This is a genomic window from Bacteroidota bacterium, from assembly GCA_016722375.1.
In the GTDB taxonomy this organism is placed as follows: domain Bacteria; phylum Bacteroidota; class Bacteroidia; order Chitinophagales; family LD1; genus Bog-950.
This window is the reverse complement of sequence record JADKJG010000009.1, coordinates 13945-29456: the sequence shown is the minus strand read 5'-3', so window position 1 is coordinate 29456 and position 15512 is coordinate 13945. Positions and strand designations below refer to the sequence as shown.

Genomic DNA, 15512 nt, shown 5'->3' with positions numbered 1-15512 from the left:
CTCAAAAATCTGTGGTTCCATTAAAGTTTTCAACTAATCCCGCTTTTGTTGGTTTTTCATTATTGGAAAATAACTTATCATTGGCACCTGAATAGCCGTAAGCAACCCTGTTCGTTATATTTACATCTATCATTTTAAAAATCGTACAACCGAAATCACGATTCATGAAGAAAGTTTTATTACCAGTTCTCGCCGCGTTATTTATCCTTATTGCTTCTCCATCTTTTGGCCAAAGCAATGTGGGTATTGGAATTGCAAGTCCTGATGCCAGTGCCTTGTTGCACTTAAATGCCAATGACAAAGGGATGTTGGTGCCCAGAATGACTACCGCACAGAGAACAGCTATTGCTTCGCCAGCAGATGGTCTGTTGGTTTATGATACAGACATCCAATGTTTCTTTTTCAATAAGGCCGGAGTATGGACGAACCTTTGCGCCGGAGCAAGCGGAGGAAGTAACAATACTTCGATGACTTACAATACCAATACTAATGTACTCAGCCTAACGGATGCTGGAGGCACACTTTCTACTACTATCCCTCCACGGGGTCGTTGGGCCGTAAAAGGAACAACCGACATCAATCTTACCGGAACACAAACTACAGGTTTTGCTCCAATGACAGGGATGACGTTGACTTTTACCCCTTCGAGCGATACTGTCTTCATTATCGCATCGGCTGCAGGAGATTTATCTGCTCTTTCACTTTTGACCCGCCAAACAAATTCATTAGTTGGTATGCGAGTTCGCGATACCGGTAATAGTGCAGTTATTGGAGCAGGGCAATCAATGGCTAACAGTACTTTTGCAGGCAGTGCCGGTGCCGCTTGGAATATTTCATTTACCAGTGTTTATGCGGTTACACCCGGCGTTCCTGTCACCCTTCAAATGGATTGGGCTGTGGGTTGGGGAGATGGCCAACCAGGCCAAATACAATCCAATATCTCTGACGGATATAGCAATAGAAATATTGTTGTGTTCGAATAGTTGGGCTACAACACCTCCGCCACCACAAACACGCTTCCCGCAACTATCACCAAGTCCTTCTTGTTTGCATTACCTAATGCAGCCTTATATGCCTTCTTTACCGAAGGATAAGTTTGTCCCTTCAATTTATACTTCATGGCTTCTTGCTTTAATTCATCTGCATTTCTTCCGCGCGGAATGTTCGCTTTGCAGAAATAGTACTTAGCACTTTTGGGCAGTACAGACAAACATCTACTGATGTCTTTGTCATTCACCGTCCCATAAACAAAATGTACTTGAGCGCTTTGTGTGCGCGCGACTAATTGTTTAATCTCCTTGGCCACCACCCTCAACCCTGCCTCATTGTGTGCACTGTCCAATATCACCATTGGCTTTTGACTTATAATCATCCATCGGCCTATAAAAGAAGTGTTCATCGAAACGTTCTCTATTCCTTTTCGGATTGATTGCTTTGATATTTTGATTCCTCCCTTTTGCAACACCTCAATAGCTTTAAGCACCGTAGCCATATTCTTTTCCTGATAGGCACCTTGCATCTTCATTTTGAAATCAAGCATTTTCTTCTCAGCGAAATAAATATCAGAACCCGCAGCTTTGGCTTTTTGTATAAACACCGGTTTAGTTTCTTTCACCGTTTCACCAATTACCACAGGGACATTTCTTTTGATAATTCCCGCCTTCTCCTTAGCAATCTTAGCCAGTGTTTTTCCCAAAAACTGCTGATGATCAAAGCTGATATTGGTGATGACCGAAAGAATAGGTTGGATGATATTAGTAGAATCCAGTCTTCCACCCATACCGGTTTCTATCACGACAAAGTCCACCTTCTTTTCTTTGAAATAAGCAAAGGCCATCGCCGTGGTGATTTCAAAGAAGGAGGCGTCCACCTTCTTAAAAGACTGAATATGCTTAGAAACAAATTTGGTGACGTAGTCCTTGCTGATGTATTGGCCGTTTATTTTTATCCGCTCGCGATAATCTTTATAGTGTGGAGAAACAAATGTACCCACCTTGTACCCCTGCTCTTGCAGTACCGAGGAAAGCAAATGCACCACACTCCCCTTGCCGTTCGTTCCCGCCACATGAATGCACTTTAAATCTATTTGAGGATTACCGAGAATGTCGCAAAGACTGGTGATGTTTCCCAAGTCCTTTCGGTAGGCGGCGGCACCCACCCTTTGGAACATGGGTAATTGTTCTAACAGATAATAGAGTGTTTCGCCGTAGGTCATTTATTTCTATTTCGCCCGAAATCTAAAAGCAAATAATGAAATCTACCTATCGCTCTCCAAAAACCACGGACTCAATAACCATATTTTAATTGCGGCCTATCTTCAATAGATAGAACAAATAACCAGTAAATGCCCAATTAGATACTCAGCGAACCTTGTAGATATAAGAAATGGTGCCTTCCTGCACATCCGGTGCATTGGCATCGGCGTTGAAAGTGGCTTTGCGTGCTGCGCTGAGAGCGTTGTTCACATTGCAATCATCAAAGACGGTAGATTCAAATCGTTTGAAAACAGCCTCTACCACCTTGCCGCTTTTGTCCACCTTTATATGAACAACCACCTTGCCTTGCGAGCTGCATTGTTGAGGTGAAGGCAGGCTTAGTTTGTTTCTTCCATGAAGACTGAATCCTCCGTTCAGGTCTCCTTTTCCACCACCGCTGCCGTTTCCATTGCCGCCATCTCCTAAATAATTTCTTGAATTAGGATCTCCATCCGGTTTGCCTTGGTCGCCCTGTCCGCCACCGGTTCCATCGCCTCGGCTGTTGTTTGGTTTTCCATAAGCCCCTTTGTTGAATAGCGCATTGGGGTCTGCTTTGGGTTGAGGCACCACATTTTCTACCGGCTTGGTGTTGTTGGATGGTTTTGTATTGACCACCGGAGTAGGATTCTTTTTGAACACCGCATTTTCATTCACCTTGGGTTTGATCTTAGCTTTCTCCACCTTCGGAGCTACCACTTCACTCTCTTCGGTCTCCTGCGAAATCAATTCTTCCGGTGCGGTTGCTTCCGGTTGTTTCGCTGCGGCGGGTGCGGTCTCCTTTGCTTCTGTCGGGCCCGGATTGTATGTAAACGGTTGTTCATCACCGGTTCCTACTTCATCCGTTCCAAAGTTGATGGCCATTCCACCGGCATTATCTTCAAAGGGAGGAAGAGGAGTTCTTAGAATGCTGAATAGAAGAATCACAAGAATGATGCCGTGGAGGAAAGCCGTGAAAAGCCCGGCCACCACAGATTTCTTTCTCTTGAAACCATCTTCTTCATTTTTAAACGTTGAGGCAAACATGATTCTTAATTAGTTGGGGCTATTGGCTTTTAGCTGAACATATTAGTGATGCAGATATTTCCTATTTCCATAAACAAGTACTCTTCTAAACAACCGGCCTTCAAGACTACTTGTTGCTGGTGGCCAGCACCATTTTCATCTTCAACTTGGTTCCCACACTCATTACATCTACCACGTCTTGCAAACTCAATTTCTTGCTGGCTTGCAAAACAATGGTCGGCTCTTTGCTCGTATCTTTTTGAGCAATCTCCATTAACCTTTGTTCCAGTTCCGGGAATGTTATCTTTTCATTATTCACAAAATAGTTCAGGTTGGAATCAACCGCCAGCACAATATTTTGTTTGCTTATTGCCTTGCCGGCATTGGTTTTGGGCAGATTGATTTTTACCACCGAAGGAGCAACCATCGTGGACATGATGAGGAAGAACAGCATCAAGAAAAACATGATGTCGTTCAGCGACGAAGTGCTCACCTCTGAGGTGGTTCGGCTTTTACGTCTGAGTCGCATATCGGCTTACTTAGTGGGTTCTTGTATTAAATCAATAAACTCTACCGTTGTGCTTTCTAATTGAAAACTCACGCGGTCAATCATGGCATTCAAGTAGTGAAAGGCAATGTGCGCCATGATCCCAACAATCAATCCCGCAGCAGAAGTAATCATCTTTTCATACAGACCTCCGGCGATGAGCGATATACTGATATTATCTGCCAGCGAGATGTTATAGAATATACGAATGACCCCGCTGATGGTACCCACGAATCCAAACATCGGTGCAATACCGGCAATGATGCCGAGGTAGGAAAGATTTTTCTCCAACTTATATATTTCCAGTTTACCGGTGTTCTCTACAGCGCTTTCAATTTCTTTGATAGGCTTACCCAAACGCTTGATGCCCTTTTCGAGCAAGCGCGCAATCGGCGTATTGGTGCTTTTGCACATCGTCAACGCCGCATCGGTTTTGTTGTCGAGCAACATCTGGCGAATGTTGGCCATAAAACCCGGGTCCACCTTAGAAGCTCTGCTGATGGTGATGTATTTTTCCACAGTTAGGTAAACAGATATGATGGATAATATAACGATGGGCACCATCACCCATCCGCCTTTCATCAATAAATCTAACAGACTCATCGTGTCCTGTGTGGGGATAGCGGTTCCGGCCTGTGTGCTTGCATCGGCTACAATCTGAAGAAGTTTCATGAATTCCTTTATTTAGTTTAACGCTTGAATAGCTGTAATTATTGTACAAATCTGACTGATGGCAATGGTTTTCACTAACCTATTATTAAACCACCGATTGTGGATTGTATATTAATAGCGTGTAAGAGATTATACAGAAGGCTCGCGGTTGCTTTGATACAACTCGGCTTTTCTTTTTGGATAAATAATCAGGTAGTAGTAAAGCACCACCGCAATGCCCACCGCAAAAAATATAATGGCATAAGGTCTGGTGGAATCTTTAAAAAAGAATTCGCCGGTCATCCATATTCCGTTGGCGCATATCCAAAGACTGATGGCAATGTTGTGAAACAGATCATGAATATTCTTGCGCATTCGCCAGGTGATATGCAAAGAAACCAGCAGGGTAGGTATAATCATTGCCATGCCGCCAACTTCAAAATCAGTCACCCAACACACATCCTTAACCAACCACAGGGCAATATGCATATTCTCATAAGCCTTGATACTCTTATACATCCACCGATATTTTCGATAAAAATAGAAAGCCCCCTCATGGCGTATTGTTCTTATGTGGCATAAAAAGAAACACGCCCTGTTAACAGACTTATAAAATATACACCAACGGTGCTTGGTTCCAACCGACAACTTCCCGCAGGGGTTCAATATCGGTTCCTATAAGGGTTCAAAATATTGAACCCCTACAGCCATTCCAATAAACAAAAAGACTTCGGTTTGCTTGCTGGTGACGTTTGCTCCGCTATAATTTCGGAAAACTAAACACCAGCAAGAGCGAGTGCGACCGTATAGAAGGAATCACCAACAATAGTTGTAATTCTAAATTTTCATTGCAGCACAATCTCTCCACAACCAATTCGAGCACCCGCAGCGCCAGCAGGCTGAGAAGAGAAATCATCTACCCCTGCATGAATGATTATAGACTTTCCTGTTATATCTTTGTTTGCATCAGCACAATGGATGCACCATAAATCCGTTTCGCGGCTATAAGTTCCGACACCATTTGAATCTGCCATGATATTGCCTATATCACCAAGGTGAAAAGGTGCCGTACCCCATTTCCCATGATTTACATTTGTTGGATTCCAATGTCCTCCTGCAGAGCTTCCATCAGCAGCACTACAATCTCCATTAGCATGTATATGAATAGCGTGATTTCCGGGTGTTAATCCAGATATATCAGCAACCATGGTAACCAGATCACCCGTTTGAGTAAAAGTAACGGTCCCCGCTACATTACTATTGCTTTTTGCCATGATATTGGCCACTGCTTTTAATGTTCCCTTATCCTCTTTTGAAGGCGCGATTTCACGCTCATTCGAGGTGCTATCAGTAGTGGTACCAGAATTACATCCAACAAAGAATGTTGCGATTAGTAGTAGAAATATGTAATTTTTCATTTTATCGTTGATTTTAAGGTTTACTATTCTTTTGGCTTTTCAGACTCCCTCCTTTCAGTTGTGTTTCACCTATTTATTATAATGTACAACTTGCAGACACCCGCCATAATTCACCATAAACATTTATATAGCTTGCTACAACAAATGTACAATTTTATTTTTTCTACCCTCCTCTTTCGGTTTAGCCTATGCCCGTAGGGGTTCAATAAACGAAAAAGATTGGGCTTGCTTGCTGGAAAAGAGCAATTAAAAGTGCAAGTCTGGAGACTTGCATTCATTAGTTCTTCCATTGCGCTTCGCAACACTTGGAAGAACGGTTCCGAAGAAGAGACTCTGCTGGGGGTGAAAGGACGCTGCGCTAAGTTTTTTACTCTTTCATATTTAAACTCTATGATCAGAGCCGCTGATTATTCTTGAAACAATTCCTTTTTGGTCTGTAAATTCTGCGATTAATATACCTGCCAAATGGATGATGATAAACGGCACGATATAGTAAATGCCAAGCGCATGGATTTCTTCCATAGGCTCTCGGAGAGACTTCGGACCAAACTTTATTAATAATCCGGTTACTAACGAAATAACGATACAAGCATAGAGGATAATGTAAATCCACCTTTGAAATTTTATTTTGGTGGATATACCCATAACTAATGGATTTTGAAATTCCATTTCTCCGAAAAACGGAAGAGCGAAACGAATGCTGAGTAATCCGACCAAAATATAGCCGATATAAATATGCCAGTTCCACATCGGTTCTCGAATTTTCTTGGCCATGGCAATTACTTGGTCTTGCGATAAAGATTGACCGGCTCCTTTCAAATACTCTTGCATGATATCCGCCATATTATTCTTATTCAGCCAAGTTAATCGCAGAAAGATGGTGTTTAGCAATAGTAAAAACGATATAGCTATTGCCCAATGAACAATCCGATATACGGTAGAATACTTTGTCGTAGTCGTTTCCATAATGTTTGATTTTTAGCTTGGTGAAGAGTAATTTAATTTTGAGCGCTGTGTTTTTTTAGATTTCAACTTCCGCCCACCTGCAGAGTCTCCCTTTGCGAAGCATTGGGGACCCTACGGGAGGAGAAGAATTAATCATCTTTTTAGTCTTCTTCTTTGTGGTGTTTCTTGTCTGACTTAATATAGTCCTTCACTTTATTGACATCATTTTGATTCATTTCTTGCTTCCCTCCCATATTTATCCGGATGTCATGTTCATCACCGCTACGGTGACAAGAAGCACAATCAGAAAAATTGGAAATACCATGCTTCTGATGTTTACTAATGATTTTATTTTCAGAATGTTCGTGGCAACCATAGCAGGTGTAAGAGCTAAGATTATTATTGGTATGGCAGGTGATACATTCTGTATTGTGGTCTTTATCTAGAAGAAAATAGGATGAATGGTCGAAGGTAGATGGCTTCCATTTGCTTGTTGTATGGCACTTATCACAATTGTCTTGCAACAATTGATGAAAGGAATCGGTAGGTTTCTGATGACAAGAAGTGCAGTTAGTTTTATCTACTCCTGTAATCATGTCATGATTAAATGTTCCTGTAGACTTCCAACTGTTTGTGTTATGGCAACTGTTGCAAGAGGTAGATAGTTGGTCATGCAGTTTATCCACTGGTTTGCCATGACAACTGTTGCAGTTTATTTTCATGTCAGCCGAAAGAAGGTCATGGTCGAAATGCTTAATTGACTTTTGTGGATGTAATCCATTATGATCTGAATGGCAACTCGTGCATTCCTCATTTTTCAGTTTACTGTGAAATAGAACCATCCCTTCGTTTACTGCCGAGTTGATTTTTGAAGAATCACTTACGCCTATCTCATCTAGCTTGTGGCAACTGATACATCTGCTTGTTTCAATTCCCCAGAATGGTTTATGGCAGGCAGCACAATCGTTTTTTATTTTCTGATGTCCTTCCACAAGTTCACCGGGATTCAGCATCGCGTGAGGAAACTTTGCTGAAAGCACAATTACCGTTAGCGTAATCAGTAAAACAATTGTCCGCTTCATTTGCTGAACATGATTACGGTTATAATATGCAAGAGCGCTAAAATGCCAAACAGAAGTGTGATAGGCAGATGAACCACTCTCCACTTTTTCATTAAATCAACAGTAATGGAATCAAAGAATAGTTTTTTCTCAGCTTCTTCTTTGGAGATTCCTGAACTCACCAATGCCCCAATCTTTTCTCTAAATGTTTCATTAGATTTCTTCAACAGAAACTTACCGACCAATCCCGAAGCTACCGCTATAACCAACATCAATACTGCAAGCCATGGAAGCAATGCGTTGAAATGAATGCCTGCATGAATTAGAATCAAAATGGAACCACCCCATGCCATGTATTCATGGGCAATTAAAAGCTGTTTGGGCGAGCCGTATTCTATTATTTTTCTTTTGCGCAATGAGTAAACGAAAGAAGCAATTATGACAATTGTTCCAATGGGTCCAAGATAGCGCCCAACAGAAACTATCTGCATGCGATGAAGAAAGTAATCTGCCGCAATGGCTATAAAAATCATTAATGAAAACCATTGTATGAATGGCAAAACATAGCGACTGAAAATAGACCTGGTCATTTTTTACTGCGATATAAGTTCAATCATCATCTTCTTGTCCTCCTTCTTGTTGTTGCGTAGGGGTCGCTGAATTAAGTTCGGTATGTCTGATTTGCCCACCTAAATAACCTACTCTTGCTATTATCCCAAAACTAATCAGTGAAATAAACAAGGTAACAAAAGCCATAGTTCTGATGAATGGCGACTTTTTTATTGTTAAGAATAATCCAATAAGAGAGGCGACCCCTAAAACGATTAAAGCTACCAAAGCAAAAACAGCAGCATCTTCGTGTTGGTCAAGCATAGTTTTTGAAATACCTTGTATATTCTCAACCGCTTCTTCGGCTGCTTCACCTGTCAGGTAAGCAATGACCGCCCCAATTGAAGAAATGATTAGGACATAATAGGCGGCTACCTTTGTCTGGTTGTTTTTGGTCCACAGCCCGTGAGCCAAAACAAGTCCACCCAAAATAGAACCGAAAACCGGAAGGTGGTTTATCAATAAATGTATGTGTGTCTGGTTCATCACTATTTTATTTTCCCTCCAAAAGTAGTCTAAACGTTTTAGGGTTAATATGATATTCGTCAATCTTCATGTTGTATTTTGGTCAAAAGTATTGCTCATAACATCTATTACCCACCATAAATCTAAAAACTTGCGGCAAGCCAATCTATCTATGTGGCGGATATACGCAAGTTGGGTTTTGCCATGCCATCCGGCTGATACCTATATATAGTATGACACAGTTTAGTGAACAGACCCACGAGCTAACTTCCCCAAGTTGCTTCGTGACTTCCCCAAGTCACTTGGTGACTGTCCCAAGTCACTTCGTGACTGTCCACAGTTACTTGGTGACTGTCCACAGTCACTTGGTGACTGTCCACAGTCACTTGGTGACTGTCCACAGTTACTTGGTGACTGTCCACAGTTACTTGGTGACTGTCCACAGTCACTTGGTGACTTGCCACAGTTACTTGGTGACTGTCCACAGTTACTTGGTGACTGTCCACAGTCACTTGGAGTTTGTACCCAATCAGGCATACAAATAGGACTTGTAAAATGTAAAAATATGTGAAAAATTAAACCGGCTCCGGCTCCTGTTCCGGTGGTTTTATACCTTATTATATATACAGCCTTTTTTAGTACCGCTTATCGCAAAAATATTTTTCAAGGTCTGAAACATTTTTTTGGAAGGTGGCGTATATGAACTCACCAACGGCGCAGAAGCGGCTTTAAAAAAAGAAAAGCTGCCAAGCAATGGAGGTGAAATCTGGTAAAGACGGGTTTCTATTTTTTACTTAAATTTTTCAACAACATGAAATCTTTATTTCAATTGAAGGTCTACAAAAAGAAAGAACTTCAGAAAATCAAGAAAGCAATGAAGAAGGCTTCGAAAGAAGAAGCCGCTGAATTGTTCGCAATTATTTTGTTTAACGTAAAGTTGAACTTCACCAACCTGACGCCGAAAGAGCAAATCGGAAAGGCCAGGGACATCGTTACCAAGATGACTGGTAATGCATTCTTTCCCGATCCCAACCCGACGCTGGCCGATGTGACCACCGCTATTGATGCGCTGGCTGTGGCTGACCAGGCGATGGATCGCTCTCGCGCCAAGACCATTGTCCGCAATGCCAGAAGGCTGGAGCTGGAACAGATAATGCAAAAGCTGCAATACTATGTGCAGTACACTTCCGGCGGCAACCCAGAAATCATTATCACCAGTGGCATGGATGTGAACGATATGAAAAATCCACTTGGCTTTCTTCCTGCACCGGCGAATGTGAGAGCGGTGAACGGTGGTCTGGTCGGTACTGTTGACCTTAGATGGGATGCGGTTGCGAAAAAGACGGGCTATCGTATCGAAGTCTCTATGAACCCTTCTGAAGGCTGGCCGATAGTAATGGAAGCGGCAAAGGCTTCGGCGACTATTACCGACCTTACACCCGGAGTGACGTATTATTTCCGTATCGCTACCTTGAGTCGTGCGGGTTATAACACCTTCAGCGCCTTCTGCCTGATTCGTGTGAACCTGCCTACGGTTTAAGTATTATCTATCCGTATATTAAAAGGCGCCCCTGTTATGAGCAGGAAAGCGCCTTTTTTGTTTTTGCTTCATTCCCCAACCCTGATTTCATGCTTGCTTCGTGCAAGTTTTTATTTTTACCTCGCTCAATAGGGAACCACTAACGGATGAAATTCAAGACCTTTCGCTTCATTTATTTTCTAATCATTCTTTGTGCATCAACCGTTGTGGCTCAATCGCAACCGGTCAGCAGATTCACCATCAGCGGATTTATAAAAGATGCTTCTAATGGAGAAAGCATGTTGGCGGCGGCGGTGTATGTAACGGAACTTAGCTCCGGTGCATCTACCAATGAATATGGTTTTTATTCGGTCACGCTCCCTAAGGGTGATTATCTGCTGCGCATTTCTTATCTCGGCTATGCCACCCAAGAAAAACGCATCACCCTCGATAAGGATATTCGTTTGAACATAGAACTGAAATCGCTCGCGCTCGAAAAAGAGGAAGTGGTGATTACGGGCGAAAAAAAGGGACAGAATGTAGAGAGCACAGACATGGGGCGCATGGAAATGAAGATAGAGCAGGTCAAAGCCCTGCCTGCCTTGTTGGGCGAAGTGGATGTGTTGAAGACCATTCAGTTGCTGCCCGGCATACAGTCTGCCGGCGAAGGCAGCACGGGCTTTTATGTGCGCGGCGGCGGTATTGACCAGAATCTGGTTTTGTTGGATGAAGCGGTGGTTTATAACACCGGTCACCTGTTTGGTTTCTTTTCGGTGTTTAATTCAGATGCTATTAAAAACCTGACGGTGATTAAAGGCGGGATGCCTGCCGAGTATGGCGGAAGGATTTCTTCGGTGGTGGATGTGCAGATGAAGGAGGGAAACATGAAGCGGTGGAATGTGGAGGGCGGGCTGGGGCTGATTGCTTCGCGACTCACCATACAGGGGCCTATTGCGAAGGATAAATGTTCTTTTATTATCTCTGCCCGCAGAACCTATATTGATATCATCACCAAACCTATTTTGAAAAATATTGGCGATGGAGGTTTGGCAGGCAATGCCTATTATTTCTACGACATCAACGCCAAAATCAATTACCGCATCTCTGACCGCGACCGGTTGTATTTGAGTGGTTATTTCGGCAGAGATGTATTTAAGTTTAGCGACCCGGGTGGTAATTTCAAATTAGATTTCCCTTGGGGCAATGCCACCGGTACGCTGCGTTGGAACCACCTCTTCAGTTCCAAGTTGTTTCTCAACACCATGCTGATTTATAATGATTTTGGATTTAAAGCCAATACCGGTTTCCAAAACGTAACCTTCAGTTTGAACTCTAAGGTGCGCGAAGCCACGCTGAAAATGGACTTTGATTATTCGCCGCGCCTCGGCCATTTGATGAAGTTTGGAATGCAGTATAACTTTCATGTCTTCACTCCCTATCAGGCTTCGGGCAGCGCCGGTTCGGTAGATTTCAAAACCACCAACCAGAGCAATAAATATGCGCATGAAACAGCGCTCTATTTTCAGGATGATTTTGATGCCACTCCTTGGCTCAAAATCAACGCCGGGCTGCGCGCCTCTTTGTTCAACTTCATGGGGCCCTATTCCAAGATTGTTTATGAAGCCGGAAGGTCTATTGATACGTTGAATTATAAAGCGGGTAAAAACATCAAAACCTATTGGGGATTGGAACCGCGGCTGGCCATGCGATTCAAGGTGGATAAAACATCGTCTGTCAAATTGGGATTGACGCTGAACCGTCAGTATATTCACTTGGTTTCCAGTTCCACTACTACCCTACCGGTTGACTTATGGGTGCCGAGCACCGCCAATGTGAAACCCCAAACAGGCTTGCAGCCTTCGGTGGGCTATTTCAGAAATTTCAAAGATGACATGATTGAAACATCGGTGGAGGTATATTACAAGCATCTTTGGAATCAAATTGAATATGGTGAAAGCGCCGTCGGAAATATTACGGCGGATGTAGAAGATCAATTTACCTATGGAAAGGGCTGGGCTTATGGCGCCGAGTTCTTCGTGAAGAAAGCAAAGGGCAAATGGACCGGATGGGTGAGCTATACGCTGGCTTGGGCCTGGAGGAAGTTTCCCGAGATTAACGAGGGCAAGACCTTCCTCGCTCGATATGATCGCCGCCACGATATTTCTATTGTGCAGATGTATGAATTCAATAAACACTGGAAAGTATCGGCCACCTTTGTTTATGCCACTGGTCAGCGCACCACTTTGCCGGTTTCCTATTTCCTGAATGAAGGACAGGTTCATTATGAATATGGCCCGCGCAACTTCTACCGAATGCCCGCCTATCACCGCCTCGACTTTGGTTTTGTTTACACCTTCATACCAAAAAAGAAAAGAAAGATTAATTTCTATTCCGACATCACCGTTTCAGTTTACAATGCTTATAACCGGATGAATCCTTTCTTCATCTACATAGATACACAGGGCAGCGTGGGTGCCAGCGGAACAAATTCGAGCGGCGCTCCGAATGCTATTTCTTTTCAGGCGAAGCAGGCTTCACTCTTTCCTATTCTTCCTGCCATCACTTGGAACTTTAAATTTTAGAAGATGAAAGATAAATCCTGCTCGACCTATCGTCATCTATTCAAATTGTTTCAATGCCTGATTCTTGCATTGATCGTTACGTCCTGCACCAAAATCGCAGACATAAAACTTCCAGCCAAAAGTGAACAGGTAGTGGTGGAAGGCTCTATTGAAAACGACGCGCCACCGATTATTATCTTGACAAAAAGCCAACGTTTTTTCGGAACGGTCAACCTGAATGATCTTGGCAGTTATTTTATTCATGGTGCAGAAGTAAGAGTCCGCTCCGGCGAAGGCGACAGTGTTTTGCTTCAAGAGTTTTGTCTCAATAGTTTGAATTTGCCGGCAGATCAAGCGCGGCTATTGCTCAGAGCGTTTGGATTCAGTCAGGTGGACTCGGCCAGCCTGCCGAGTGTTTGTGTTTATACCGTACCAGATATTTTCAACTACTTGTCAGGCGGCATGACCGCCTTTCACGGAAAAGAAAGAACCGATTATTTTTTAAACATCACCGCGCCTCCCTTCAATGGCGGAGATAGTATTCGTCTTTCATCTTCCACCCATATTCCCACGGCTATCGGCATTGACTCGCTTGCCATTCGCGAACACGAGAATCCAATTTACAGGGACTCGCTGGCTGCCGTCTATGTATATATCACCGTGCCCGATACGTTTGGAAATTTTGTTCGGTATAAAAACAGTCGGAACAGTGAGCCATATTACTCTCCGCTCACCGGTTCTGTGTATGATGATAAATTGTTTGTTGGATTGCAGATAGGCTTACCTCTTGGCCGAGGCGAAGCGCCCGGTTCAAAATTTGATCTCAACACTTCCAACTATTTTTGGAAAGGAGACACCGTTAACTTGAAGTGGAGCAACATAGACAGTAGGACCTATGATTTTTATTTCTCGCTGGAAAACAGCGGAGGAAGTAGCCCCTTTTCAAGTCCGGTGCGGATCAATACCAATATCAATAACGGTTTGGGAGTTTGGGCAGGATATGCCACAAAATATTACAGCATTATTGTTCCTAAGTAAGGATTAGATCAAATGCTTTTCAGCATGATAGCTGGAACGCACCATCGCACCACTTTCTACATATCGAAAGCCTTTGCCAAGCGCCACTTCCTTGTAGTGCGCAAACTCTGAAGGTTTGACATAGCGGACGACGGATAAATGTTTTTTGGTGGGTTGAAGATATTGGCCGAGTGTAAGAATATCCACTTTCGATTTTCGCAAATCGTCCATCGCTTCAAAAAGTTCTTCTTCGGTTTCGCCCAATCCCAACATGATGCCGCTCTTGGTTCTCGAAATACCTCCATCTTTCAAATGCAACAAGACTTCTAGGCTTCGCTCGTATTTGGCTTGAATGCGCACTTGGCGAGTCAAACGCTTTACGGTTTCCAAATTATGCGAGACTACCTCGGGGCTTACATCAATTACTCTTTGAAGGTTTTCCCAATTTCCTTTAAAATCAGGAATTAAAGTTTCCATAGTCACTCCGGGGCAATGACGACGAATGGCCCGAATGGTTGCTGCCCATATCTTGGAGCCACCGTCAATTAAATCATCGCGATCAACAGAAGTAATCACCACGTGTTTCAATCCCATCAGTTTTACCGACTCGGCCACCCGGATCGGTTCAGTGATATCTACCGATTGTGGATTACCTGTTTCGACGCTACAAAACATACAGGAACGGGTACATACATTACCCAAAATCATTAAAGTAGCGGTGCCAACACCCCAACACTCTGTTTGGTTGGGACATTTACCGCTTTCGCAGATGGTGTGAAGTTTATGTTGCTCCACATTCTTTTTCACCTCGCTGAACTCTCTGCCCGAAGGAAGTTTAATCTTGAGCCACTCGGGTTTAGAAATTCTAGATTTAGAAATATTTGTTTCTTCCACGGTTGCAAACTTAATGGATTTCGTCAACTGGATTAACCTGCTTGTTGATTCCCTACAGATAATTATTTTTACGCAGCCACAACAACGATAGTTATTATGAAAGAACCACTGTTTTATATTATTGACGATGACAAAGCCAATAACACCTTGACTAGAATTATGCTAGAGGAAGCCGGGCTAAATAACCTGAGACAATTCCGAATGGCACAAGAGGCTCTGGATGAGTTGAAGCGGGTGTCTGATGGAAAAATGACAGAAGAATATCCGACCGTTATCCTGCTCGATATCAATATGCCAGCTATGGATGGATGGGAGTTTATGAATCAGTTCAGAACCTTTCCGGCAGAATTTAATTCCTTACCCAAGATATACCTGCTCACCTCCTCCGACTATCCGGGCGATATTGCTAAAGCAAAGAACTATCCTGAAGTGCTTGATTTTCTTGGCAAACCCATCAGCGAAGAGACCGCACAAAAATTAAAAGATAACTATCTAACTTCTCAAAGCTAAATGAAAACCCATCGCTGTTCCCGTCACGGTTCTGTTTCGATCCTTGTTGTTTTTCTGA

The 15512-nt window shown here is 43.1% G+C and carries 18 protein-coding genes; 5 read left to right on the top strand and 13 right to left on the bottom strand.

Annotated features, from left to right (window positions below; genetic code table 11):
• Nucleotide 1 precedes the first annotated feature (1 nt).
• Nucleotides 2-166, bottom strand: coding sequence for a hypothetical protein (locus IPP77_13440; GenBank protein MBL0310628.1), 165 nt, complete (start codon nt 164-166; stop codon nt 2-4).
• Here IPP77_13440 and IPP77_13435 point away from each other — a divergent pair.
• Entirely contained in the window at nt 165-983 is an 819-nt protein-coding gene (locus IPP77_13435; protein MBL0310627.1) for a hypothetical protein, read from the top strand. The two genes, IPP77_13440 and IPP77_13435, sit on opposite strands and share 2 nt — an antisense overlap.
• A gap of 5 nt (nt 984-988) precedes the next feature.
• Here the strand turns inward: IPP77_13435 and IPP77_13430 are convergent, their stop codons facing one another.
• The 11 genes from IPP77_13430 to IPP77_13380 all read right to left on the bottom strand — a co-directional run bounded on the left by IPP77_13430 (nt 989) and on the right by IPP77_13380 (nt 9465).
• On the bottom strand, nt 989-2215 hold the full coding sequence (locus IPP77_13430; protein ID MBL0310626.1) for a bifunctional folylpolyglutamate synthase/dihydrofolate synthase: 1227 nt from the start codon (nt 2213-2215) through the stop codon (nt 989-991).
• Nucleotides 2216-2360: 145 nt separating this feature from the next.
• Nucleotides 2361-3278, bottom strand: coding sequence for a hypothetical protein (locus IPP77_13425; GenBank protein ID MBL0310625.1), 918 nt, complete (start codon nt 3276-3278; stop codon nt 2361-2363).
• Nucleotides 3279-3384: 106 nt separating this feature from the next.
• Entirely contained in the window at nt 3385-3786 is a 402-nt protein-coding gene (locus tag IPP77_13420; GenBank protein MBL0310624.1) for a biopolymer transporter ExbD, read from the bottom strand.
• A 6-nt stretch (nt 3787-3792) separates the two neighbouring features.
• On the bottom strand, nt 3793-4476 hold the full coding sequence (locus IPP77_13415; protein ID MBL0310623.1) for a MotA/TolQ/ExbB proton channel family protein: 684 nt from the start codon (nt 4474-4476) through the stop codon (nt 3793-3795).
• Nucleotides 4477-4605: 129 nt separating this feature from the next.
• Entirely contained in the window at nt 4606-4974 is a 369-nt protein-coding gene (locus tag IPP77_13410) for a hypothetical protein (GenBank protein MBL0310622.1), read from the bottom strand.
• Between the two features lie 326 nt (nt 4975-5300).
• Nucleotides 5301-5873 (bottom strand): superoxide dismutase family protein, encoded by a 573-nt coding sequence (locus IPP77_13405; GenBank protein MBL0310621.1) that lies wholly within the window; start codon nt 5871-5873, stop codon nt 5301-5303.
• A 381-nt stretch (nt 5874-6254) separates the two neighbouring features.
• Nucleotides 6255-6839 (bottom strand): cytochrome b/b6 domain-containing protein, encoded by a 585-nt coding sequence (locus tag IPP77_13400; GenBank protein MBL0310620.1) that lies wholly within the window; start codon nt 6837-6839, stop codon nt 6255-6257.
• A 140-nt stretch (nt 6840-6979) separates the two neighbouring features.
• Nucleotides 6980-7900, bottom strand: coding sequence for a class III cytochrome C family protein (locus IPP77_13395; GenBank protein ID MBL0310619.1), 921 nt, complete (start codon nt 7898-7900; stop codon nt 6980-6982).
• Nucleotides 7897-8469 carry a hypothetical protein gene (locus IPP77_13390; GenBank protein ID MBL0310618.1) on the bottom strand — a complete coding sequence of 191 codons (573 nt, stop codon included), beginning with the start codon at nt 8467-8469 and terminating at the stop codon, nt 7897-7899. Before IPP77_13390 ends, IPP77_13395 begins: the two co-directional genes overlap by 4 nt.
• Nucleotides 8470-8488: 19 nt before the next feature.
• Nucleotides 8489-8974 carry a hypothetical protein gene (locus tag IPP77_13385; GenBank protein ID MBL0310617.1) on the bottom strand — a complete coding sequence of 162 codons (486 nt, stop codon included), beginning with the start codon at nt 8972-8974 and terminating at the stop codon, nt 8489-8491.
• A gap of 242 nt (nt 8975-9216) precedes the next feature.
• Nucleotides 9217-9465 carry a hypothetical protein gene (locus IPP77_13380; GenBank protein MBL0310616.1) on the bottom strand — a complete coding sequence of 83 codons (249 nt, stop codon included), beginning with the start codon at nt 9463-9465 and terminating at the stop codon, nt 9217-9219.
• A gap of 299 nt (nt 9466-9764) precedes the next feature.
• Here IPP77_13380 and IPP77_13375 point away from each other — a divergent pair, with 299 nt between their 5' ends.
• From IPP77_13375 to IPP77_13365, 3 genes are all read left to right on the top strand, one after another.
• Nucleotides 9765-10493 carry a fibronectin type III domain-containing protein gene (locus tag IPP77_13375; protein MBL0310615.1) on the top strand — a complete coding sequence of 243 codons (729 nt, stop codon included), beginning with the start codon at nt 9765-9767 and terminating at the stop codon, nt 10491-10493.
• A 146-nt stretch (nt 10494-10639) separates the two neighbouring features.
• On the top strand, nt 10640-13054 hold the full coding sequence (locus IPP77_13370) for a TonB-dependent receptor (protein MBL0310614.1): 2415 nt from the start codon (nt 10640-10642) through the stop codon (nt 13052-13054).
• A 3-nt stretch (nt 13055-13057) separates the two neighbouring features.
• On the top strand, nt 13058-14071 hold the full coding sequence (locus IPP77_13365; GenBank protein MBL0310613.1) for a DUF4249 family protein: 1014 nt from the start codon (nt 13058-13060) through the stop codon (nt 14069-14071).
• Nucleotides 14072-14074: 3 nt separating this feature from the next.
• Here the strand turns inward: IPP77_13365 and lipA are convergent, their stop codons facing one another.
• Nucleotides 14075-14959, bottom strand: coding sequence for a lipoyl synthase (gene lipA / locus IPP77_13360; protein MBL0310612.1), 885 nt, complete (start codon nt 14957-14959; stop codon nt 14075-14077).
• Nucleotides 14960-15040: 81 nt separating this feature from the next.
• On the opposite strand from lipA, the gene IPP77_13355 reads away from it, so the two are divergent.
• Nucleotides 15041-15454, top strand: a complete 414-nt coding sequence (locus IPP77_13355) for a response regulator (protein ID MBL0310611.1) — start codon at nt 15041-15043, stop codon at nt 15452-15454.
• Nucleotides 15455-15512 lie beyond the last annotated feature (58 nt).

Bases quoted from the DNA above. Each gene is read 5' to 3' on its own strand.
- IPP77_13405 (MBL0310621.1), bottom strand. From the start codon at position 5,873: ATGAAAAATTACATATTTCTACTACTAATCGCAACATTCTTTGTTGGA.
- IPP77_13420 (MBL0310624.1), bottom strand. From the start codon at position 3,786: ATGCGACTCAGACGTAAAAGCCGAACCACCTCAGAGGTGAGCACTTCG.
- IPP77_13410 (MBL0310622.1), bottom strand. From the start codon at position 4,974: ATGTATAAGAGTATCAAGGCTTATGAGAATATGCATATTGCCCTGTGG.
- IPP77_13425 (MBL0310625.1), bottom strand. From the start codon at position 3,278: ATGTTTGCCTCAACGTTTAAAAATGAAGAAGATGGTTTCAAGAGAAAG.
- IPP77_13390 (MBL0310618.1), bottom strand. From the start codon at position 8,469: ATGACCAGGTCTATTTTCAGTCGCTATGTTTTGCCATTCATACAATGG.
- IPP77_13435 (MBL0310627.1), top strand. From the start codon at position 165: ATGAAGAAAGTTTTATTACCAGTTCTCGCCGCGTTATTTATCCTTATT.
- IPP77_13395 (MBL0310619.1), bottom strand. From the start codon at position 7,900: ATGAAGCGGACAATTGTTTTACTGATTACGCTAACGGTAATTGTGCTT.
- IPP77_13400 (MBL0310620.1), bottom strand. From the start codon at position 6,839: ATGGAAACGACTACGACAAAGTATTCTACCGTATATCGGATTGTTCAT.
- IPP77_13355 (MBL0310611.1), top strand. From the start codon at position 15,041: ATGAAAGAACCACTGTTTTATATTATTGACGATGACAAAGCCAATAAC.
- IPP77_13375 (MBL0310615.1), top strand. From the start codon at position 9,765: ATGAAATCTTTATTTCAATTGAAGGTCTACAAAAAGAAAGAACTTCAG.
- IPP77_13440 (MBL0310628.1), bottom strand. From the start codon at position 166: ATGAATCGTGATTTCGGTTGTACGATTTTTAAAATGATAGATGTAAAT.
- IPP77_13385 (MBL0310617.1), bottom strand. From the start codon at position 8,974: ATGAACCAGACACACATACATTTATTGATAAACCACCTTCCGGTTTTC.
- IPP77_13430 (MBL0310626.1), bottom strand. From the start codon at position 2,215: ATGACCTACGGCGAAACACTCTATTATCTGTTAGAACAATTACCCATG.
- IPP77_13415 (MBL0310623.1), bottom strand. From the start codon at position 4,476: ATGAAACTTCTTCAGATTGTAGCCGATGCAAGCACACAGGCCGGAACC.
- IPP77_13365 (MBL0310613.1), top strand. From the start codon at position 13,058: ATGAAAGATAAATCCTGCTCGACCTATCGTCATCTATTCAAATTGTTT.
- IPP77_13370 (MBL0310614.1), top strand. From the start codon at position 10,640: ATGAAATTCAAGACCTTTCGCTTCATTTATTTTCTAATCATTCTTTGT.